At 49.3% G+C, this 21695-nt stretch carries 20 protein-coding genes; 12 read left to right on the top strand and 8 right to left on the bottom strand.

Going from position 1 to position 21695, the window contains the following annotated elements; genetic code table 11:
• Nucleotides 1–134 precede the first annotated feature (134 nt).
• The 5 genes from ACO0LH_RS12735 (at nt 135) to ACO0LH_RS12715 (ending at nt 4498) form a co-directional block, all read left to right on the top strand.
• A complete protein-coding gene (locus ACO0LH_RS12735) occupies nt 135–1157 on the top strand; it encodes a L,D-transpeptidase Cds6 family protein (RefSeq protein WP_422941461.1) in 1023 nt (340 codons plus the stop codon).
• A 113-nt stretch (nt 1158–1270) separates the two neighbouring features.
• Nucleotides 1271–2425, top strand: coding sequence for a L,D-transpeptidase family protein (locus ACO0LH_RS12730; RefSeq protein WP_422941460.1), 1155 nt, complete (start codon nt 1271–1273; stop codon nt 2423–2425).
• Nucleotides 2426–2491: 66 nt separating this feature from the next.
• Nucleotides 2492–3154: a peptidylprolyl isomerase gene (locus ACO0LH_RS12725; RefSeq protein WP_422941459.1), complete on the top strand. Its 663-nt coding sequence runs from the start codon at nt 2492–2494 to the stop codon at nt 3152–3154.
• Nucleotides 3155–3195: 41 nt separating this feature from the next.
• On the top strand, nt 3196–3684 hold the full coding sequence (locus ACO0LH_RS12720; RefSeq protein WP_422941458.1) for a peptidylprolyl isomerase: 489 nt from the start codon (nt 3196–3198) through the stop codon (nt 3682–3684).
• A gap of 28 nt (nt 3685–3712) precedes the next feature.
• Complete coding sequence (locus ACO0LH_RS12715; RefSeq protein ID WP_422941457.1) at nt 3713–4498, top strand: UDP-2,3-diacylglucosamine diphosphatase; 786 nt, start codon at nt 3713–3715, stop codon at nt 4496–4498.
• 29 nt (nt 4499–4527) lie between these two features.
• Here ACO0LH_RS12715 and ACO0LH_RS12710 read toward each other — a convergent pair whose 3' ends face one another.
• Entirely contained in the window at nt 4528–5220 is a 693-nt protein-coding gene (locus tag ACO0LH_RS12710) for an ABC transporter ATP-binding protein (protein WP_422941456.1), read from the bottom strand.
• Nucleotides 5221–5233: 13 nt separating this feature from the next.
• Between ACO0LH_RS12710 and ACO0LH_RS12705 the strand changes: the two genes are divergently transcribed.
• On the top strand, nt 5234–5884 hold the full coding sequence (locus ACO0LH_RS12705) for an arylesterase (protein ID WP_422941455.1): 651 nt from the start codon (nt 5234–5236) through the stop codon (nt 5882–5884).
• A 4-nt stretch (nt 5885–5888) separates the two neighbouring features.
• Nucleotides 5889–6950, top strand: coding sequence for a tRNA 2-selenouridine(34) synthase MnmH (mnmH, locus tag ACO0LH_RS12700; protein WP_422941454.1), 1062 nt, complete (start codon nt 5889–5891; stop codon nt 6948–6950).
• 47 nt (nt 6951–6997) lie between these two features.
• On the opposite strand, the gene ccoS is transcribed toward mnmH, so the two are convergent.
• The 7 genes from ccoS to ACO0LH_RS12665 all read right to left on the bottom strand — a co-directional run bounded on the left by ccoS (nt 6998) and on the right by ACO0LH_RS12665 (nt 13241).
• Nucleotides 6998–7141: a cbb3-type cytochrome oxidase assembly protein CcoS gene (gene ccoS / locus ACO0LH_RS12695; RefSeq protein ID WP_422941453.1), complete on the bottom strand. Its 144-nt coding sequence runs from the start codon at nt 7139–7141 to the stop codon at nt 6998–7000.
• Between the two features lie 6 nt (nt 7142–7147).
• Nucleotides 7148–9406 carry a heavy metal translocating P-type ATPase gene (locus tag ACO0LH_RS12690; RefSeq protein WP_422941452.1) on the bottom strand — a complete coding sequence of 753 codons (2259 nt, stop codon included), beginning with the start codon at nt 9404–9406 and terminating at the stop codon, nt 7148–7150.
• A gap of 5 nt (nt 9407–9411) precedes the next feature.
• Nucleotides 9412–9654 carry a heavy metal translocating P-type ATPase metal-binding domain-containing protein gene (locus tag ACO0LH_RS12685; protein WP_422941451.1) on the bottom strand — a complete coding sequence of 81 codons (243 nt, stop codon included), beginning with the start codon at nt 9652–9654 and terminating at the stop codon, nt 9412–9414.
• 446 nt (nt 9655–10100) lie between these two features.
• The gene (locus ACO0LH_RS12680) at nt 10101–11084 is read right to left on the bottom strand and encodes a S49 family peptidase (RefSeq protein WP_422941450.1); all 984 of its coding nucleotides are present in this window, start codon (nt 11082–11084) and stop codon (nt 10101–10103) included.
• Between the two features lie 14 nt (nt 11085–11098).
• Nucleotides 11099–11464 carry a Rieske (2Fe-2S) protein gene (locus ACO0LH_RS12675; RefSeq protein ID WP_422941449.1) on the bottom strand — a complete coding sequence of 122 codons (366 nt, stop codon included), beginning with the start codon at nt 11462–11464 and terminating at the stop codon, nt 11099–11101.
• A gap of 16 nt (nt 11465–11480) precedes the next feature.
• Complete coding sequence (locus ACO0LH_RS12670) at nt 11481–12140, bottom strand: HAD-IIIA family hydrolase (protein ID WP_422941448.1); 660 nt, start codon at nt 12138–12140, stop codon at nt 11481–11483.
• 93 nt (nt 12141–12233) lie between these two features.
• Nucleotides 12234–13241 carry an RluA family pseudouridine synthase gene (locus ACO0LH_RS12665; protein WP_422941447.1) on the bottom strand — a complete coding sequence of 336 codons (1008 nt, stop codon included), beginning with the start codon at nt 13239–13241 and terminating at the stop codon, nt 12234–12236.
• Nucleotides 13242–13875: 634 nt separating this feature from the next.
• On the opposite strand from ACO0LH_RS12665, the gene ACO0LH_RS12660 reads away from it, so the two are divergent.
• The 5 genes from ACO0LH_RS12660 to glp all read left to right on the top strand — a co-directional run bounded on the left by ACO0LH_RS12660 (nt 13876) and on the right by glp (nt 21630).
• Nucleotides 13876–16914 carry an Rne/Rng family ribonuclease gene (locus tag ACO0LH_RS12660; protein WP_422941446.1) on the top strand — a complete coding sequence of 1013 codons (3039 nt, stop codon included), beginning with the start codon at nt 13876–13878 and terminating at the stop codon, nt 16912–16914.
• Between the two features lie 151 nt (nt 16915–17065).
• Nucleotides 17066–18397, top strand: coding sequence for a chromate efflux transporter (gene chrA / locus ACO0LH_RS12655; protein WP_422941445.1), 1332 nt, complete (start codon nt 17066–17068; stop codon nt 18395–18397).
• 83 nt (nt 18398–18480) lie between these two features.
• Nucleotides 18481–19605, top strand: a complete 1125-nt coding sequence (gene moaA, locus ACO0LH_RS12650; RefSeq protein WP_422941444.1) for a GTP 3',8-cyclase MoaA — start codon at nt 18481–18483, stop codon at nt 19603–19605.
• A gap of 113 nt (nt 19606–19718) precedes the next feature.
• Complete coding sequence (gene mobA / locus ACO0LH_RS12645; protein WP_422941443.1) at nt 19719–20327, top strand: molybdenum cofactor guanylyltransferase MobA; 609 nt, start codon at nt 19719–19721, stop codon at nt 20325–20327.
• A 1-nt stretch (nt 20328) separates the two neighbouring features.
• Complete coding sequence (gene glp / locus ACO0LH_RS12640; RefSeq protein ID WP_422941442.1) at nt 20329–21630, top strand: gephyrin-like molybdotransferase Glp; 1302 nt, start codon at nt 20329–20331, stop codon at nt 21628–21630.
• Nucleotides 21631–21695 lie beyond the last annotated feature (65 nt).

The following is a 21695-nucleotide window of genomic DNA, read 5'->3' as shown; positions in this document are numbered from 1 at the left end:
ACAAAAACGCTGTTTACGAGTCAAACACCCATAGCTGGCAACTTATTTGATAAGATGGCGGTTTGCTTGATGCTCAGTATATCATTGCTGCTTAACTGTTCTGCCAAACTCCTATAAATCCAAGACCGAACACCATGCGCCACATTTTGAAGAATGTACTTACTTTATCCAGTCTTTCACTGTTGTTAATGTCTGCCACTGTTATGGCTGACGATGCTGCTGATGTCGGGAAATTATTAAGAGCAGGCCAAACCAATGAAGCGCTGCAGAAGGTTGATGCCGCATTGGCACAAAAACCAAAAGATGCACAGATGCGTTTTTTGAAAGGCCTGATATTGACAGAACAAAGCAAATCTGCCGAAGCCATTACCGTTTTTACGAAACTGACAGACGATTACCCTGAATTGCCTGAGCCGTACAACAATCTGGCTGTTTTATATGCATCTTCAGGCCAATATGACAAAGCCCGCGCGGCTCTGGAAATGGCGATCAGAACCAATCCAACCTATGGCACTGCCCATGAGAACCTGGGTGATGTCTATGCCAAGCTAGCCAGTCAGGCATATGACAAGGCATTGCAGCTCGACTCAGGCAATAGTACTGCCAAATTAAAGCTGACCCTGGTACGCAATCTTGTCGGCAACACAACTGGCGGCACTAATCCCAAGACTGCTGCATTAACTACGCCAGCCGCAGTGACGGCACCTGCGGCAAAACCGACAGTCGTGGCAGCAGCCAAACCTGAACCAGAGCCAACCAAGGCCGAAAGCAAGGCCAATATAAAATCAACACCAGCCGCCAGTCCTGTAGCTGACCGCGAGGAAGAAGAAGTCCTGAAAGCGGTAGAAAGCTGGGCAAAAGCCTGGAGCAGTAAAGACACCACCACCTACCTTGCACATTACGCCAAAGATTTTCAGACGCCAAAAGGCGAAACCCATAAAGCCTGGGCTGAAGAACGCCGCAACAGGATTGAAGGCAAAGGTCGTATCAATGTCAAAATTGAAGCCGCCAAGATCAGTGTCGATGGCAACACTGCCACTGCAAAGTTCCGCCAGATTTATACCTCGGATCAGTTGACTGCAAATAGCCGCAAGACCTTGAACATGGTCAAGCAAGACGGCAAATGGCAGATCAAACAGGAGCGTGCGGGTAGCTAATGTTTTTTGCTGTCACCTCTGATGCTCCGACTAAAGGCAGACTCGGAAAGCTCTTTATTTTTGTTTTTTTGGTAGTGATATGGACGGCGAGCCTGCTCTCGCCAGCCCCTGTCATGGCGAAGTCGCGTCCAAATAAAATAGCTGCCGCAGAAATCAATCCCAATTCGCCAGATCCCGATGCTTTACTGATAGAAGTCTATAAAAGTCTTGCCGCCAATAATCTGCAAAAAGCGCAAAGCAAGATTGATGCACTGGTAGAGGCCTACCCTCACTTTCAATTAGCCCATCTGATCCAGGGCGACCTGTTATTGATGCACACCCGGCCAGTGCCAAGCTTTGGTGCGGGCGCGGCAGCGCAACCTGACAAATTAAAGGATCTCAGGGATGAAGCAGCAGTCAGGATACGCTCATACCGGGAACGGCCAGACCCTGATCTGATACCACGGGCAGTTTTGCAATTGCGTGATGACCAGAAGCAAGTCATCGTTGTTGACGCCAGAAAATCCCGTCTCTACGTCTATGAAAATAGCCCTGGGCAACCGCGTCTAAGCGCAGATTTTTACATCAGCCAGGGCAAGTTCGGCATCAACAAGATTAAAGAAGGCGATCAAAAAACCCCGATAGGGGTGTATTACATCACCAGCCGTCTGGCAGGTGCAAAACTGCCAAACTTCTATGGCCCAGGTGCCCTGCCCCTGAATTACCCGAATGAATGGGATAAATTGAATGGCCGCAATGGATCTGGCATCTGGCTGCATGGCATGCCACCAGAAAGCTTTAGCAGGCCGCCCATGGCGTCGGATGGCTGTGTTGTCCTGACCAATCCTGACTTTTTAAAGATCGCCTCCATAGTCGATATAGGCAAGACCCCGGTCATCATCAGCGAGCATGTAGAATTCATCAGCCGCAGCAAATGGCTGGCAGAAAAAAATCTGGCGGAAAAATTACTGGAAGACTGGCGACTGGACATGGAAAGCCAGAATGCCAACCGCATCCTGACCAACTATTCGCGCAATTTCAAGACTACACAGGGTGACAATCTCAACACCTGGTTTCCAAAACAGCAATCAAGCTGGGATAACTGGCATAATCCTGCTATTAAATTCAAGGATGTGACTCATTTCCGTTACCCCGGCAAAGATGAGCTGATCGTCAGTACCTTTACCCAGGAAACCAGTTTTGGAAAAAGCAAGAGCGCCGTTCGCAAGCGGCAGTACTGGCTGAAAGAAGCGGCAAGATGGCGCATAATTTATGAAACAACAGTTTAGGAAGTTCTGATTAAATGCTGATGGCGTTTACTTGGAAATTGTTTAAAAAACTCACTCAGACCAGATATGAAAATTTCAAAAATGAAACTAAGTAGTTTTTTCCTGAGTTGTAGCGTGATGCTGACGGCTCATGCTGGCTACGCTGAAAATTTACCTAAAGTCTCGCTAAAAACCAATATGGGCGAAATTGTTATCGAACTGCACCCTGAGGCTGCACCGAAAACCGTAGACAATTTTCTGAAATATGTCAAAAGCGGTCATTACAAAGGCACGATTTTCCATCGTGTCATCGATAACTTCATGATACAGGGCGGCGGTTACGATAAGGATTTGAAAGAAAAATCTGTTGGCAAGCCCATTGCATCTGAAGCACGTCACGCGCTGGAGAACGGACTGAAAAATGATCTGGGCACCATCGCCATGGCGCGCACGGAAGACCCGAATTCGGCAACTGCCCAGTTTTATATCAATGTAAAAGACAATGACTTCCTGAATCACCAAATACTGGCTGATGGCGACCCGGTAGAGTTCACTTACCGTGGCAACAGCATGACAGAACCACGTGCCAAAGCATTGAAAATGACTGCTGGCTACACCCCCTTTGGTAAGGTCATCAAGGGCATGGATGTCGTTGAAAAAATTAAAGTCCTTGAAACTGGTGAATCGAAGATGATGCAAAACGTCCCCAACAAACCAGTTATCATACAATCTGCTACCTTGCTAAAATAAGCAAAACTTCACTCAATTTCCAACTTTTTTGAAAGATTATCATGGCTGTTATTCTGACCACCAACTTCGGCACCATCAAGATCGACCTGAACGAAGAAAAAGCGCCAAAAACCGTTGCCAACTTTCTGGCCTACGTTGAATCCGGTCACTATAACGGCACTATTTTCCACCGTGTCATTGATGGCTTCATGATACAAGGTGGTGGTTTCGAACCTGGCATGAATCAAAAATCAACGAATGCGCAGATCGAAAACGAAGCAAAAAATGGCTTGAAGAATGAGCGTTATTCTCTCGCCATGGCGCGTACCGGCGACCCACATTCTGCATCTGCACAATTCTTTATCAATACTGCCAACAACACTTTCCTGGATTACCCAGGGCAAGATGGCTGGGGCTATTGCGTATTCGGCAAAGTCGTTGAAGGTACAGAAGTGGTTGACAAGATCAAGGGCGTCAAAACGACACGTACCGGCATGTTCCAGGACGTACCAGTTGAAAACGTAGTTATTGAAAAAGCTGAAATCGTTTAAAAGACGAACAGTTTTCGCATTCTGGCCAATGACCGCAGCTCTCAACGCGCATCAGGCAAAAGCGCAACCCGAACTGGTTGCGCTTTTTGTTTCTGACACACATTTAAATCCCTCACTACCCAAAACAACGACAGCCTTTCTCCGATTTTTGGAGCTGCATGCATCCCATGCTCCAGCGCTTTATTTGCTTGGTGACTTATTTGAATACTGGGTCGGTGATGACAATATTTCTGATGCCTATAATCAGATCATCGTTACAGCGTTGCGCACTATCCATGACGGTGGCGTCGAGCTTTACTGGATAGGCGGCAACCGGGATTTTTTGATTGGCGAAGGATTTGCAAAAGCGACGGGAGCGGCTTTATTGCCTGACCCTTTTGTCATTCAACTGAAGACAAAAAACATCGTTATTACCCACGGCGATGCGCAATGCACGGACGATCGCGCATACATGGAATTCCGTCAAAAAGTCAGGCAGGTGGAATGGCAAAAGGCATTTCTGGCCATGCCTTTACTTCAACGCAAAAATATTATCGAAGGCTTGCGCACTGAAAGCAAATCCGAGCAAAAGCAAAAAACAGCGGAGATCATGGATGTCAATAGTGCCGCCATCGAGCAATTATTCCTGGCAACTGACAGCAGCGTCTTGATCCACGGCCACACTCACCGGCCAGCTACCCATATCGTCAATGATCGCATACGGCATGTATTGCCAGACTGGGATTGCGATACCAACCCAGAAAGAGGCGGCTGGTCAGCTCTGTACAGTGATAGCACCATCCGTAGCTACAACTGGAATGGTGACGAACTGTGATTGCGCTCATGCCTCAATAAAACGGTATACTAATTATTGACTGCATCAGAGCGCAAATGTCCTGCACTGATCGTCAATACCCTGCCGCACCGCGCGGCAATCGATAAGTCATGAGTGACCAGTACCAGCGTCGAACCGCGCTCGCGATTCAGTGTAAACATCAGATTGATAATCGCCTCACCAGTTGTTGCATCCAGGCTGCCGGTCGGCTCATCGGCAAACAATAAGGGCGGCTCAGTCACAAAAGCTCGCGCCAATGCTACCCTTTGCTGTTCACCACCCGAAAGAAATTTCGGGTAATGCCTTAATCTTGATCCCAGACCCACATGCTCAAGCATTTCTTCTGCTTTTGCACGCGCCTGCTTTTCGCCACGCAATTCCAGCGGCAACATGACGTTTTCCAGCGCTGTCAAATGCATCAATAACTGGAAAGACTGGAATACGAATCCCAGGTTTTCTTTACGAAATTTCGCCCGGCCGTCTTCATTCAAAGCAAAAATATCTACCCCATCAAGTAAAACACTGCCCTGCGTTGGTGTGTCTAGCCCTGCCAGAATACCCAGCAAAGTTGACTTGCCAGAACCGGAGGCACCAACAATTGCAAGCGTTTCCCCAGCTTGCACGGTAAAATCAATACCATTAAGTATGCTTAGCTCACCCGTGGCATCTGCTACGCGCTTTGCCAGCTGCTTGACTTCAATTGCCAATTTGTCTGATACCATAAGGTCTTCTGTTATGCGTTTTGTTCGATTGATACGCCGTACTGCAAAGCATTTGCAGCATCTCATTGTGCTCGCAGTTTTCGCGATTTCAGCCACACCTGCTTATTCTGCATCAAAAACACTAGTTGTGCTCGGAGATAGTTTATCTGCCGAGTATGGTCTGGCCAGAGGTAAAGGCTGGGTAGCGCTGCTAGAAAAGCGCCTGCAAGAAAAAAAGATGGATACAAGCGTCATCAATGCCAGCATCAGTGGCGACACGACCAGTGGCGGCAAAGCCAGATTTGCCCATCTACTGGAAAAATTTCACCCCGATGTCGTCATCGTTGAACTCGGCGGTAATGATGCCTTACGCGGACTGTCGCTGAATGCATCAGAGGCCAACTTCAAAGCCATCATAGAAATGGCGCAAGCCAAGCACGCCAAAGTGCTGTTGGTAGGCATGAGAATACCGCCCAATTACGGCCCCGATTATTCAGAGCGCTTCTTTTCTCTCTACGCCAAACTGGCAAAAAACATGCGCGTGCCCTTGGTACCCTTTCTACTGGAAGGCGTGGTCGATAATGATGCCCTGTTTCAGGCCGACAGAATCCATCCTTTGGCAGAAGCCCACCCGACCATTTTAAATAATGTCTGGCCGCATTTACTGCCCCTGCTGAGCAAATAGCACCATGAAATACCCCGAGCTGATCAGTTTCGAAGATGCGCTGAAACGTTTTCCAGAATTCGATGCCATTATTGATGTACGCAGCCCCGCTGAATATGCAGAAGATCATATCGCTGGCGCCATCAATTGCCCTGTACTCGATGACAGTGAACGCATTACTGTCGGCACCATGTATAAGCAAATTGGTTCGTTTGAAGCAAAACGCCTGGGCGCTGTACTGGTTGCAAAAAACATCGCACAGCACATAGAAAAAAATTTTCTGGATAAACCCAAAGACTGGAAACCCCTGATTTATTGCTGGCGCGGCGGGAATCGCAGCGGATCCATGGCGCATATTTTTGCCAAGATAGGCTGGTCGGTAGCACAACTGGATGGGGGCTATAAATCTTACCGGCATTTCGTCAACAACAGCCTCTCTGCCGAGTCGATACAATTTCACTGGCGGGTTTTGTGTGGCCCAACTGGTAGTGGCAAAAGCCGTCTGTTGCAAACCTTGCAGCGTATGGGCGCACAAGTATTGGATCTGGAACAAATGGCCGGACATCGCGGCTCTGTTCTTGGCGGAATTCCAAATTGCCCGCAACCTTCACAAAAAAAGTTTGAAAGCAGGATTTTCGAACAATTGAAAAAATTCGATCATCAAAAAGTGATCTATGTAGAAGCCGAAAGCAAAAAAATCGGCAGGCTCAGAGTACCCGAAATATTGATGGATAATATGCGGGCGTCGCCCTGTATTTCGATTTGCCTGACTATAGAAAAACGAGTGGATTTACTCTTGCAGGAATACGCGCATTTTATTGCAGACACCGCAAGCCTGAACTTGCAGCTTGATTTCCTGACTGCTTTGCATGGCAAGGAAAAAATTGCAGCATGGCGGCAATTGGCAGAGAGTGGGCATATTCCCGCGCTGGTAAAACAGCTGCTGGAGCAACACTACGACCCAGCATACAATAAATCCATTGAGCGCAATTTTACTCTGGCCAATAAAGCAGTAATCATAAAACAGGATACTATCGCTGAAACTGATTTCATCAATTCAGCAAGACTGATCATGGATCAGACTTAATTAGATTTAGATCAGATTTACAGTGTGATTTGCCAAACTCAAATCAATCAACCATCGACATCATCAAGTATTCTTTGCCCTTCCCTGTCCAATTCATCAAACTGTTTATGATTAATTGCCCACCAAAAAACTGCCCCGATGGCAAAGATCAGAACCAGGCTCAGGGGTATCAGCAAATATAAAATATCCATATCTTTTCAGGTTTTAGCTTGCGTGAAATGTTGTGGCTGCGGCAAAAGATACAGGCGCAAGGCATTCAATACGACGATCAGGGAACTTAGCGACATCCCCAATGCTGCATGCCAGGGCTCGATAATTCCGGCAATAGCGGCAGGTATGGCAAGCAGATTGTAGAGTACCGCCCAGGCCAGGTTTTCCTTAATCAGCCGATAAGCGCTAGTGGCAACCGTCAATGCAAAATCCAGATCCAGCAAACGATTCGACATCAACAGAATATCGCTGCGTGTTTGTGATATTGGCGCCCCCTGCCCCATTGCAACAGACACGTTTGCCAATGCCAGTACCGGGCCATCATTCATGCCGTCCCCCACCATCATTACGGTTGCACCACCTGCCTGAAGTTGCTGAACCAGATGGTGCTTGTCAGCAGGACTTAAACCACCGCGAGCATCCTGGATATCGCACTGCGCTGCCACTTTTACGACCACTTCAGCTCTGTCACCTGACAACAGTACTATTTTTTTCCCCGTCCTTTTCAGATGCTGAATAACCTCAATTGCATCTTCACGCAAAGCATCATTCAGGCCAAATAACAAGATGTCGTCATCTTCATTAGACAGCATGGCCAGGGTCTGCTCAGATACCGATGCCGGAATGGGGTAGCACCCTGCGTGCAGTTCACGTACAAATGCAAGGCTCCCCAATCGATACCGACGATCATTGCAGGTCGCCTCGATACCTGCTCCCGGTACTTCGCACACGCCAGACAACTCGGGCATATCAGAGACATCAACACCAGATTGCAGATGATAAGCAATGGCCCTGGCGACGGGATGTGTCGACCTGGATGCAAGCGCGAACGCCATCATCTCTGCCTGCATCCCACCCAATACTGAACTTGGCATGGCGATCACTTCATTGACCTGAAGCTTACCCATTGTCAAGGTACCGGTTTTGTCGAACACTACATGCGTGGTTTGTGCCATGGCCTGTAGGGCCCTGGCTTTAGTCAGCAAGACGCCATTTCTGGCCAGCATACCTATGGCGGCCGACATGACGCCTGGTGTTGCCAGAGACAAGGCACAAGGACAGGTAACAACCACAATGCTGATGGCGATCCAGATTGCGCGCGTCGCATCGATTTGCCACCATACCGCTGCACTTACCGCAGCAGCCAATAAAATAAACAACAGGAAACGACTCGCGTGCCTGTCAGCCAAAAGAACCAGTGCAGGTTTTTCTGCTGCGGCACTATCCATCATATCTATCAATGCCGACAACTGCGTTTGCCCACCCGTAGCCTGCGCTTTTACGGTCAATGCGCCATAGATATTCACGGATCCGGCAATCACATTACTGCCTGCGCACTTGGTAACCGGCAAGGATTCGCCTGTCATCAACGCCTCGTCACAGGCACTCTCACCGGCCACCACTACACCATCCACAGGCACTTGTTCTCCCGCCGCAACCAATAACATATCATCGGGCTGCAACACACTTGCATCGACAATTTCTGTCGCTCGATGTCGTGGAAAATCAAGAAACCGCTGCGCCAGACTGGGCGTAAGTTGCGTTAATATCCTGAGTGCTGCGCTCGTGCGTTTTTGTACTTTAGATTCGATCAGGCGTGCACCTAAAAGCAGAAAGACAAACATGATCGCAGTGTCAAAATACACGACGCCACCTGCAAAGGTAGACCATACACTGGCCATGAAAGTCAGCAGGATTCCCAGAGAAACCGGCACATCCATACCGATATGCCGATTTTTTAAATCACGCCAGGCAGATTGAAAAAACGGCATTGCAGAAAAACCGATAACGGGAATCGTGATTATCATGCTGGCTATTTTCAACAGCCTGTCCACATCAGGTGTCAGGTCACCGTCAATTTGTGGAACCGGCACCAGATAAGCCGGAAATGCATACATCATGACTTGCATCATGGCAAAGCCAGCTACAAATAAACGCCACAATGCCAGCTTGTTTTCTTTTTGTTCAAATGCATCGACTGACATGCTTGATGGCAAAGCACCATAACCAAGGTCTATGATGGCATTCAAAATTTGCTTGAGGGAAATTAATTCCGCTTTCCAGCGTACAACAGCACGATGGCTGGCTGGATGCACTTTGAACGACAGGACACCGGATAATTGCCGGATACGATATTCAATTAATTGCACACAGGCAGCGCAGCGCATGCCAGACAGGTTGATATGCTCCTGCTTTACCTGCAGTTGGGTATCGTTCAATTTATCAACAGGCAATGCGTTGTCCATCGTAATCACCTGACGAGCGTCTGGTTTGCCCTGCTCAACAGATATTCGCCCACCAGTTGACTTTGTTCAACAGTACGCAATATGGTCAGGCAGCCATGACAGCAGACGCTCTGGGCGCTACGGTTGAAGGTGATGACCAGGGCATGGGTCTTCGCTATTTTTTCGCCACAATGAAAACATAGCACTTTCTCTTCCCCCTTTAAAACAGGGAACATGGATGCAAGCAGCGCAAAAAAAGGAAATGACATAATTTCCGTCACAATGTGATGAAAGATGAGGGGTAGTTTTGATGATATAGGGGAACATATTGCACGACTTGATATGCATCAAGAGTGCTATGCGAAATTTTGGCAATAAAAAAACGGTAGCGTTGCACTACCGTTTCTTTTACTTCATGGATGCTGTATGGCTGTTACCTAGCGAGGAATCCGAGAAACCTCTGAACCGCGAATTACACGGTCAAGTCCTGCACAAATTGTAAACCGCTCCACTTCATTAATAACCGGTACATAAGACATTACCGGAGCTCAAATTCAATCCGCCTTGGATACAAAAAATAATTTTGTATATCGACCTCCTTCTTTTGAACCAGTTACGCCACTAATATAAGCCAACTGAAGAAGGAGTGAAAGAAAAAAATAACTATGCAAGTAAGCGGCGGGATTGAAAAAATTAAACAAACTATATGTTCAATTTAGCGCATGCTTGGAACATTTTCCTTCAATATCGTTGAGGCTGCGGAAGAGCCAATTGAAGCGCCAAATTTCTTCAGCACACGTTCAGGCAAACCTTCCTTTTGCGTGTAATCGACAATGTTTTCTACCTTGACCACATCGCGCGCAACTGAATCAACAGAACCAAAATCATCTGCCAGCCCCATTTCAACTGCTTTACTGCCTATCCAGAACAGGCCTGAAAACATTTCCGGCGTTTCTTTCAGGCGCTTACCGCGTCCAGCACGCACAGTATCAATAAATTGTTGATGAATTTCGTTCAGCATTGCTTGCGAGAATGCCTTTTGCTTTTCTGTCTGCGGAGAAAATGGGTCCATGAAACCCTTGTTTTCACCAGCGGTCATCAAGCGACGTTCAACACCCAGTTTTTCCATGATGCCGGTGAAACCGAAACCATCCATCAAAACACCAATAGAACCAACAACGCTGGCCTTGTTGACGTAAATTTTATCTGCAGCAACGGCAATATAGTAGCCACCTGACGCGCAAATCTCGTCGACGACGACATAGAGTTTCTTGTCCTGATATTCTTTGCGCAAGCGAACAATTTCATCGTTGATCATGCCCGCCTGCACCGGGCTACCGCCGGGGCTGTTAATACGCACAACCACGGCGACAGAACCAGGGTCAGCAAAGGCCCGGTTCAGCGCAGGAATGACAGAATGGGCGCTACCGGCCCCTTCCGACTCTATGTTGCCATCTATCTCTATCAATGCGGTGTGATGTCCAAGGTTTTCCATTTCTCCGGTGGCATAGTCACTGAAATAATAGAAGCCGAAAATAATCACGGTCAAAAAAACAAACTTGAAGAATATGCCCCAGCGCCTTCTCAAGCGTTGTTCGCGCAAAGAATCTGTAGCCAGCTTTTCGAGCAACTGGCGCTCCCAGTTCGATTCAGGTTTCCCCGCTTCGCCAGTCTGCGAATTCGTTAATTGATCATTCATAGCTATTCCACAGTTCAGGCAATAACAGGTTGTATATAGTCATCAGGATGCCAGTAGACTTGCCCGTCCACTTCACTGACATTAATTTTTCGCAGACGCCCGCCTCGGCAGGGGCCACCCGTGCAATAACCGGTATCTGGCTGGTAAATGGCACCATGCGTTGCACACATGATGTAGAGACCACTGGACTCAAGGAATTCACCTGGGTTCCAGTCCAGTTCGACGGGCACATGGGCACAACGGTTCAGATAGCCATGCACTGCGCCATTATAACGAATGACAAAGCCAACGGCGTCGTCGCTGCCCGCAGTAACGGGAAAGCGCACACCCTTGCCACCCTCGATCAAGTCTCCTGAAACACAAATAGAAATCGTCGTCATTGATGCATCACTCCGTTCAGGCGTTTTCACGCAGCCACTCGCGCAGTTGCAAGACATTTTTGGCAGAAAACAGAGGGTTCAGATTCTGCAGAGCCACCGGATCATGCGCGCCATACTCGACTGCAATTGCCGCAGCACCAGCGTTGCTGGCCATTTGTAAATCATGCGTAGTGTCACCGATCATGACGGTGCGGCGCATATCCTGCCCAAGTTCACGCGTCAATTCTTGCAGCATCGCTGGGTGCGGCTTGGAAAATGTTTCATCAGAACAACGCGTAGCATCAAATACAGAAGTCAGTTTTGCCGTGTGCAGGGCGCGGCTCAACCCTACCCGGCTCGCGCCTGTGGCGACCGCCAGAAAATACCCTTCCTGCGACAATTCCGCCAACATTTCCCGCACACCGTCGAATAAGGGTAACTCATGGTCTTTGGCCAGGAAGTGATAGCGAAACCGCTCCACGACACGAGGATAGAGCTTTGGGTCAATGTCCGGCATTGCCATCTGAATCGCGTCAGCCAGAGCCAAACCGATGACATAGGAGGCAACATTTTCTTTAGGAACTGGCAATCCAAGATCTCGCGCTGCTGCCTGTATGCATTTGACGATGGTCGTCGTGCTGTCCATCAAGGTGCCATCCCAGTCAAATACAATTAAATCGAATTGCTTTTTTGCCATATTTTTAATAAATGCGACTTCCGCAGAAGTCGCAATTTGTTTCTCGTTAATAACAACATATTACCATTACTAAACCACCAATACTTTTCAGAACTAAGCAAGACTCTTCAGAAAATTTTCACACTCACCAGGCAAGGGCGCATTCACTGTCTGGGTTTTACCGGACTCAGGATGGACGAAACTGATTTGATGCGCGTGAAGAAACATTCGCTTCAACGCACCACGCCCCTCCGCGGCTTTCAGCAAAGCACGGTTCAGGGCAAAATCGCCATACTTGTCATCACCAGCGATGGCAAAGCCGCTAGCTGATAAATGCACACGAATCTGATGGGTACGCCCGGTCTTGAGCTCTGCCTCCAGCAAAGCAAAATCCCGGTATTTCTTCAAAAGGGAAAAAACTGTATGAGAAGGCATGCCGTCAGCCTGAACCCGCACACGGCGCTCACCTTCCGCTGTGGTGTATTTATGCAAGGCCAGCTTGACATGCTGCCGGGTATTTTTCCAATCGCCATGCACCAGGGTCAGATAACGCTTGTCGGTAACCCCATCGCGCATTTGCTCATGCAAATTTGTCAAGGCACTGCGCTTTTTTGCCAATAAGAGTATGCCCGAGGTTTCTCTATCCAGTCGGTGGACGAGCTCCAGAAATTTCGCATCCGGGCGCGATGCACGCAATTGTTCGATGACGCCATAGCTGACGCCAGAACCGCCATGCACGGCAACGCCAGCAGGCTTGTTGATAATAAGCAAATGATTATCTTCAAACAGGATAGGAAATTCATGTTTGGGTACAAGCTGCTCTATCACTTCCGCCATACGTATTGGCGGAACACGTACCACGTCGCCTTCCACCAGTCGATATAGCTGATCTATCCTGCCCTTGTTAACGCGCACTTCACCAGAGCGCAAAACACGATAAACATGGCTTTTTGGCACGCCTTTACAGATACGCAATAAGAAATTGTCAATACGTTGCCCCGCCTCTTCTTCCGAGATTGTGAGCAACTGCACTTTGGGTTGTGATGCCGAAGGCTGCTGAGGGGAAGGCTTTTCCATCTGAATTTGATGTGCTCCCCTATTAATTGTCGCTAAGTCCTTCATTTTGAATATATAATCATTTTCGCTTCAGCATTTAATGCTTAAGCAGTGTAAGAGGAATAAACAACTATTTTACACAGGGGCATGTCCATCGGCCTCGCCAGTTTGCAAATTTGATGGAAAAGATGTGTATGCAGCTTCATTTGCGTGTCAAGGTAATCACCAATTGTTGTTATCGGGCATAGATAAGTGAAGTTGGATCAGAGAGTTTGAATTGTAAGGATAAGTCTGGCAAGAGATGCTGGTTTAATTAAGAATCAGTGTGCTTGCCGGTTGATAGTTTCGGTAATCGGATCGATTCCGCCAGACACAACACAAGAAGATGGTCTGGCACCAAAGTTGCTCATCGCCTGGCGTTGCACCTGCTTATTGCAAAACATAAGCAATTACGACAACGCGGGGGACATGTGCACTCGAGCTTTTTTACCTGAACTGTCCGCGCCCAGCGCAAAACAGATGTCCGGTTTTATCAGTTTTCATAGCAAGCTGCTTGCTGTGACTGTTTCCGCCCTGCTTTGCCTCAGGCATTTCCCTCCCCCTCAGACACTCCGCTCCCGCGTACATCCCGTATCAGTACAGTTGCGTTCCCAAGAAGGGAATGCAACACAAGATGACCACCAGGTCACGGAGTAAAAACATGAAACGTATGCTGTTCAATGCGACGCAGCAAGAAGAGTTGCGCGTTGCGATTGTCAATGGGCAAAAGCTGATTGACATCGATATCGAGACTGCCGGTCGCGAATTGCGCAAGTCCAATATCTACAAAGGCGTGATCACCCGCATCGAGCCTTCCCTTGAAGCCTGCTTCGTCAACTATGGCGAAGAACGTCACGGCTTCCTCCCCTTCAAAGAAGTTGCCCGTACCTACTTTAAAGAAGGTGTGGACGTACGCAATGCTTCCATTAAAGAAGCGCTGCGCGAAGGCCAGGAAATCATGGTCCAGGTTGAAAAAGAAGAACGTGGCAACAAAGGTGCAGCCCTGACCTCGTTCATTTCCCTGGCAGGCCGTTACCTCGTATTGATGCCTAACAACCCACGTGGTGGTGGTGTTTCCCGCCGCGTTGAAGGTGAAGACCGTCAGGAATTGCGCGAAACCATGGACAAGCTGGACTTGCCAGGTGGCATGTCCGTAATTGCCCGCACAGCTGGCATAGGCCGCAATGTTGACGAATTGCAATGGGATTTGAATTACCTGATGCAACTCTGGCGTGCAATCGAAGGCGCTGGCAAGTCTTCTCCTGGCGCTTTCCTGATTTATCAAGAGTCTTCCCTGGTCATCCGCGCCATTCGCGATTATTTCCAGCCTGACATTGGTGAAATCCTCATCGATACCGATGAAATCTACGAACAGGCTCAGCAGTTCATGAGCCATGTGATGCCGGACATGGTGCATCGCGTTAAACGCTATAGCGATGATGTCCCGCTGTTCTCGCGTTTCCAGATCGAACACCAGATCGAAACAGCCTATTCCCGTACCGTACCCCTGCCATCTGGCGGCGCGATCGTGATTGATCATACTGAAGCCCTGGTGTCAGTGGACGTTAACTCGGCCCGCTCGACCCGTGGTGGTGATATCGAGACGACCGCTTTCAATACCAATCTGGAAGCAGCTGAAGAAGTAGCCCGTCAATTGCGTTTGCGTGACTTGGGTGGTTTGATCGTGATCGATTTTATCGACATGGAAAACGCCAAGAACCAGCGCGAAGTTGAAACCCGCCTCAAAGATGCCTTGCGCTATGACCGCGCACGTGTGCAAATGGGCAAGATTTCCCGCTTTGGCCTGATGGAATTGTCACGCCAGCGTCTGCGCCCTTCGCTGTCTGAAGGCAGCCATGTGACCTGCCCACGCTGTAACGGCACCGGTCATATCCGCGATACCGAGTCTTCTGCCCTGCAAGTCCTGCGCATTATCCAGGAAGAGGCAATGAAAGAGAATTCAGCAGCGATCCACGTCCAGGTACCTGTCGACGTTGCCGCTTTCCTGCTGAATGAAAAACGTGGCGAGATCCTGAAGATAGAAACGCGTCACCGCGTGACTGTCATCCTGATCCCCAACAAGCATCTGGAAACCCCACATTACAAGCTGGATCGTCTGAAAACAGATGATCCGCGCCTGGAAGACCACCATGCCAGCTATGCCATGGCTGAACAGGCTGACACCGACATCGGCTATAGCAAGCGTCAGAAAGAAGACGTCAAGCCACGTCAGGAAGCCATGGTCAAGAGTATCACGCCAGATACGGCACCAATTGTTGAGCGCAAAGAAGTGGCGCCTGCGGTGGTGGCGCCTGTAGCGGCTGCCCCAGAGCCTGGCTTCTTCAGCAAACTGTTTGGCTTCCTGTTTGGCAAAACTGAAACGCCAGCAATCGTGGAAACACCTGAACCGGCTGAAGAAAAAACCAATGGCCGTGACCGTAATGCCCGTAACCCACGCAATAACCCACGCAACCGCAATCGTCGCAATCGCGATCGCGATGAACGTGAAGAGCGTCCGGCACGTGCAGAAAAAGTCGAGCAAGAGACCGCAAAGCCAGTAGTAGCGACAGAGAATACTCGCCCGCCAAAAGCACCTAAGCCGCCGCGTGAAGAACGTGAATCGCAGGAAAGCCGACGCGAACGTCAGCAACGCCAACGTGACGAACGCAAGGAAAATCTGACGACTGAAGGCAAGTCAGAAGAACCTATCCACAAGCATGTTGATCCGGTTCCCGTTGAAGTAATGCCAGCAACACCGCAACTGGAAGCACTGGAAGCTGGCGTCGAAAATGAAACGACGGAACAAGGTGAAGAACGCCGTCGTCGTCGCCGTCGTGGTGGTCGCAATCGCAACCGCCGTGATCGTGATGGCAATGAGCAAATCAGCGAACAAGGTGAGTTGCCAATTGAAGCAGGCATAGATGGAACTGATGCGCCTGCCAGCCCGGTAAATGAAGTAGAACCGGTAAGCGCGCCATCCACCCACATTGCCCCGACTGCATTCCCAGCGACTTCTGCGCCAACTTCTATCGCGGACGATACTGTCGCTGCAACAGTGGTGGTACCTGTATCAGAGGCAGCTCCAGCGATAGCAGTTGAGTCAGTTGAACCTGTCGTTCACGCACCCGCCGTAGAAACAATCACGGCTGCCAGCGCGGTGCCAGTTGCCGCAGAAGTGGCTCAGCCAGCGGCGACGGCAAGTCCTGAAACTGCTACCGAAGTTGTGTCTGCGCCTGCTAAAACAGAAGCAACAGTCGCAGTTACTACAGAAGTAACTGCTGCGCCGGTTACGGAGGTGGCGACACCTGCGTTGGTGACTACGTCAGTCGAAGCTAACAGCATCCCTGTTGCAGCAAGTGAACCAGCGGCACCAGAAGCACCAACAGTAATCGCTGAGTCAACGCTGTCGGAACCAGTCATTGCCGCCGCAGAAAAGGCACCGGCAACAACTGCACCAGCAATCAGCACCAGCAAACCGGTGACAGCACCTGCAGTGGCTGCACCTATGGCTATGGATACCCTGCATGCCATGCTGAAAGAAGCTGGTCTGGAACTGGCAAGTACTGATCCTGTCAAATTACAGGCAGCACAAGCCAGCGTAGAAAGTGCCACATCTGCACCGCGCGTGCCACGTGAACGCAAGCCTTTGCCTGTCGTGACTGGGGAGCCCTTGGTATTGGTGGAAACACGTCGCCAATAAGTACTGCACTGCAATGTAGTGATCTCCTGAAAAGCCGGCAATTTGAAATTGCCGGCTTTTTTACTGTTTTGACTTTTTGAGAGTTCAGCGGCATGGAGCATACTGACCGTAGACACACATGCTTTTAACCTGTCACCTTATCTAAAAACGCATGCAAGCCACCACTTTGCCACCACCAGCTGTTTCGCTTAAAGAAGCCTTTCTGTACTGGCTCAAATTAGGCTTTATCAGCTTTGGCGGCCCTGCTGGTCAAATTGCACTCATGCATGCAGAATTGGTGGAAAAACGCCGCTGGATATCAGAAGCACGCTTTCTGCATGCACTGAACTACTGCATGCTCTTGCCTGGACCAGAGGCGACTCAGCTTGCCGTCTATATAGGCTGGCTGATGCACAAGACCCGTGGCGGTATCATGGCGGGTGTCTTATTCATACTCCCCAGCATGATCGTGCTGATCTTGCTGTCGTGGGTCTATATGCGCTTCGGCAACAACGACATTGTGCGTGCTGTCATGGCAGGCATCAAACCGGCCATCGTCGCCATCGTTGTTGCTGCCGCATGGCGCATCGGTCAGCGTACGTTAAAGAGCAGTTTTTTGATCGGCATTGCTGCCATGTCGCTGCTTGCCATTGCAGTGTTTAAAATTCCCTTTCCGGCAATCATCGTTGGTGCTGCCTTGCTTGGTTTTTTATTTCAAGCTCAATGCAACATAGTGAAAACCAACGCGTCATCAGATGCTGCCATCATCGCCAGTATCAGGCTAGCCATCATTGATGACAACAGCCCTACTCCAGCGCATGCAAAATTTAGCTGGAAGCATCTGCTTTGGGTGGCAGTCTTCGGGATTGCTTGTGCGGGCGCCATATGTGCACTACTGATCGCGTGCTTTGGCAAGCAGCATCCACTGATGGATATGGCCTGGTTCTTTACCAAAACGGCATTGCTATGTTTTGGTGGCGCCTATGCAGTTTTACCCTATGTTGTTCAGGGGGCGGTTGAACATTTTCATTGGCTGAACGCCTCACAAATGATAGACGGCCTTGCATTGGGTGAAACCACGCCTGGCCCATTGATTATGATTGTTGCTTTCGTTGGCTTTCTGGGAGGCTGGAACAAGGCCTTCCTGGGAACTGATAGTGTGTTCCTGGCCGCCAGCCTTGCAGCCAGCGTGAGTTGTTTCTTTACCTTCCTGCCTTCGTTTATTTTTATATTGGCTGGTGGCCCGCTGGTGGAATCAACACGCAACAATTTACGCTTGAGCGCACCATTGAATGCCATTTCCGCAGCCGTAGTTGGTGTCATTCTCAGTCTGGCGCTTTTTTTTGCCAGCCATGTATTTTATGATATTGCAGGTCAGCTCAACTATGCTGCTATTGCGCTGGCAATTTTTGCCAGCATTGCCATTTTTCGCTACCAGGTATCCACTATCCATTTGCTCCTCGCTAGTGCTATAGCAGGAATTTTCTTGCCAGCATTTCACTAATGCTGGCAATGCATCTCGGGAACAAGAGTAAGCCAATCGTGCTATTGTTACAGGCTAAGCTCATTTTTACTATTAGTTGAATCATGACGGAAAAATTTATTCCGCTGACAGACCTGCGGCAAGTTGCCTCGACCTTGCCCATTCCAGCCATCCTGCAGCCACCCAATGGCTTACTCAAGGATACACTGGCGAGACCGCTGCATGACTTGCGTATATCTGTTACTGATCGTTGCAATTTTCGTTGCGTCTATTGCATGCCCAAGGAAGTATTTGATAAGAATTACCTGTATTTGCCACAGCACGCGCTGTTGAATTTTGAAGAAATAACGCGTATTGCCAGGATTTTCGTCACCCATGGCGTGAAAAAAATTCGCCTGACCGGGGGAGAACCGCTGTTACGCAAACACCTGGAACGTCTTATAGAAATGCTGGCAAACTTGCGCACTGTCGACGGCAAACCGCTGGATCTGACTTTGACGACAAACGGTTCCTTACTGGCGCGCAAGGCGCAAAGTTTGAAGGACGCAGGTTTAACACGCGTCACGGTCTCACTGGATTCACTGGATGATGCCATTTTCAAGCGTATGAACGATGTAGATTTTTCCGTCAGCGAAGTACTGGAAGGCATCACTACGGCAGAAGCTGTCGGACTTGGTCCGGTTAAAGTCAATATGGTTGTCAAAGCAGGCATGAATGACCAGGAAATCATTCCCATGGTGCGCTATTTCAAGGACAGCCCACACATATTGCGTTTCATTGAATACATGGACGTTGGCGCATCGAATGGCTGGAAGCTTGATGAAGTTATTCCATCTGCCGAAGTCATAAGGCGCATACAGGATGCCGGCATGCCTTTGACAGCCATCGATGCCAATTACACGGGGGAAACCGCAGAACGCTGGCGGCACGCTGACGGTAGCGGAGAGATCGGCGTTATTTCCAGCGTCACACAAGCGTTTTGCCATGATTGCAGTCGCGCCAGACTCTCGACGGAAGGTCAGCTTTACACTTGTCTGTTTGCCTCAAAAGGACATGACCTGCGCAGCCTGCTGCGTAACGCTAAACAGCATTCGGATTTAGCGATTACCAATGTCATTGCGCAAATCTGGCAGCAGCGTGGTGACCGTTATTCCGAATTACGCAGCCAGCACACTGACAACTTCAATCCCGGGCGCAAAAAAATTGAAATGTCTTACATAGGTGGTTAAGCGCTTTTCATTGAGCACTAGCGCGTATAACTGAAGAACCATCGGCTTCGGATTAAGACCTGTTGCCTGCCTGTCGCAACCTCTGGAATAGTTGATTTGCTTGTAAAACCATGATGCCCATCGATAAAAACCTGATTACCGGCCTGATACTTGCGGGTGGACGTGGCATGCGCATGGGTGGAATAGATAAAGGCTTGCAAAGTTTTCGTGGCTCGCCCATGGTCATGCATGTCTTGCGATGCCTGCAACCGCAGACACGGGAAGTGATCATCAATGCCAACCAGAATCTGCCCATTTATGAAGGATTTGGCACTCAGGTCTGGCCAGATCAGATTGCCGGCTTTGCCGGGCCTCTGGCAGGCATACAAACTGGCTTGCTGCGCTGCCAAACACCCTATATGGCATGCGCGCCTTGCGATTCGCCTTTGTTACCAGTTGATCTGATAGCGCGCCTGGCTGACAGACTGATAGTCGAAAACACCGACCTCGCTGTGGCTGTGACCATAGAGGAAGAGGCAGGGCTTAAAAGAAAACAAATCCATCCGGTTTTTTCCCTGATGAAGGTAAGCGTACTTGATCAACTGAACAGCTATTTGCACAACAATGGTCGTCAAGTCCGTGCATGGCATGCGAACTTGCAAGTCAGCGAAGTTGTATTTGAAGACCATACTGCATTTCGCAATATCAATACATTGCGTGAATTAGAAGAATTTGATTATTGATATGAAATCTGCCGCCATGCCGCCTGTCAGCTTGCAGGACATCCTCAATCAAATACCGGATTATGATGCCAATGCACTCCCGGTCGCCAAAGCACAGGAAATCATTGCGCAATTCGTAGTGCCGATTCATGCGGTAGAAAAACTGAATCTCCGCCAGGCCCTGGGCCGGGTTCTGGCGGACAATATCATTTCTGGCATCAATGTACCCGCACACGACAATTCTGCCATGGATGGCTACGCCCTGCGCGGCCAGGATTTACCATCCGCACAAAGTAAACGCTTTCGCGTAGCAGGCACGGCCTTCGCTGGCCATGCCTATCAGAGGGAAATTGGACAGGACGAATGTGTACGCATCATGACAGGCGCGGTGATGCCTGACGGATGTGACACTGTAATTCCGCAAGAGCTGATCGCTTTGCATGACGAGCAAACCATTGATATTCCCACATTAATAGTCCGCCCTGGGGATAATCGCCGCATGAAAGGGGAAGATCTGGCCCAAGGCAAAACAGCCCTACTCAAAGGAAAAATCCTGAAACCGGCAGATCTTGGTCTGTTGGCATCTTTGGGCATAGGCGAAGTTGCCGTTCAGCGTCGCTTGCGCGTTGCTTTTTTCTCTACTGGTGACGAATTGCGATCGCTGGGAGAAACTCTCGATGATGGCTGTGTCTATGACAGCAATCGCTATACCTTGCATGCCATGCTGACACGCCTCGGCTGCGAAATTATCGACATGGGCGTAGTAAAAGATGATCCGGCTTCTTTGGAGGCCAGCTTTCGCAACGCCTGTGAAAACGCGGATGTGATCATTACTTCTGGCGGCGTCTCAGCTGGCGCTGCTGACTATACGAAGCAGATGATGGCGCAAATAGGCGATGTCGCCTTCTGGAACATCAAGATGCGTCCCGGCCGTTCCATGGTATTTGGAAAAATAGAGTCCAATGGCAAAAGCGCCTATTTATTCGGCCTGCCTGGCAATCCGGTAGCTGTGATGGTGACTTTTTATTTTCTTGCCCGCCATGCCTTGTTCATACTCATGGGTGCCAGCGCCCCGCCCTTGCCAGTTATCCGGGTCAATTCAACAATGGCGATACGCAAACGGCCGGGCCGTACAGAATATCAACGTGGCATCCTGGCATCACAGGCAAACGGCGAATTGGGTGTCAGTATTACCGGTGCCCAGGGCTCGGGTATTTTGCGCTCGATGTCAGAGGCAAATTGCATGATTGTCTTGCATGAAGAGCAAAATAATGTGGCTGTTGGAGATAAAATTGAGGTGTTGTTATTCGATGGTTTCATCTGAAATAATTCAAACAATGGAATAAGCAAAAAATAAGGCCGGTCTCAAGCTGCTAAGGACATATTTAC

The sequence above is a fragment of the Undibacterium sp. TJN19 genome (assembly GCF_049339485.1).
Taxonomy (GTDB): Bacteria; Pseudomonadota; Gammaproteobacteria; order Burkholderiales; family Burkholderiaceae_D; genus Undibacterium.
This window is presented reverse-complemented; position numbering and strand designations above follow the sequence as displayed.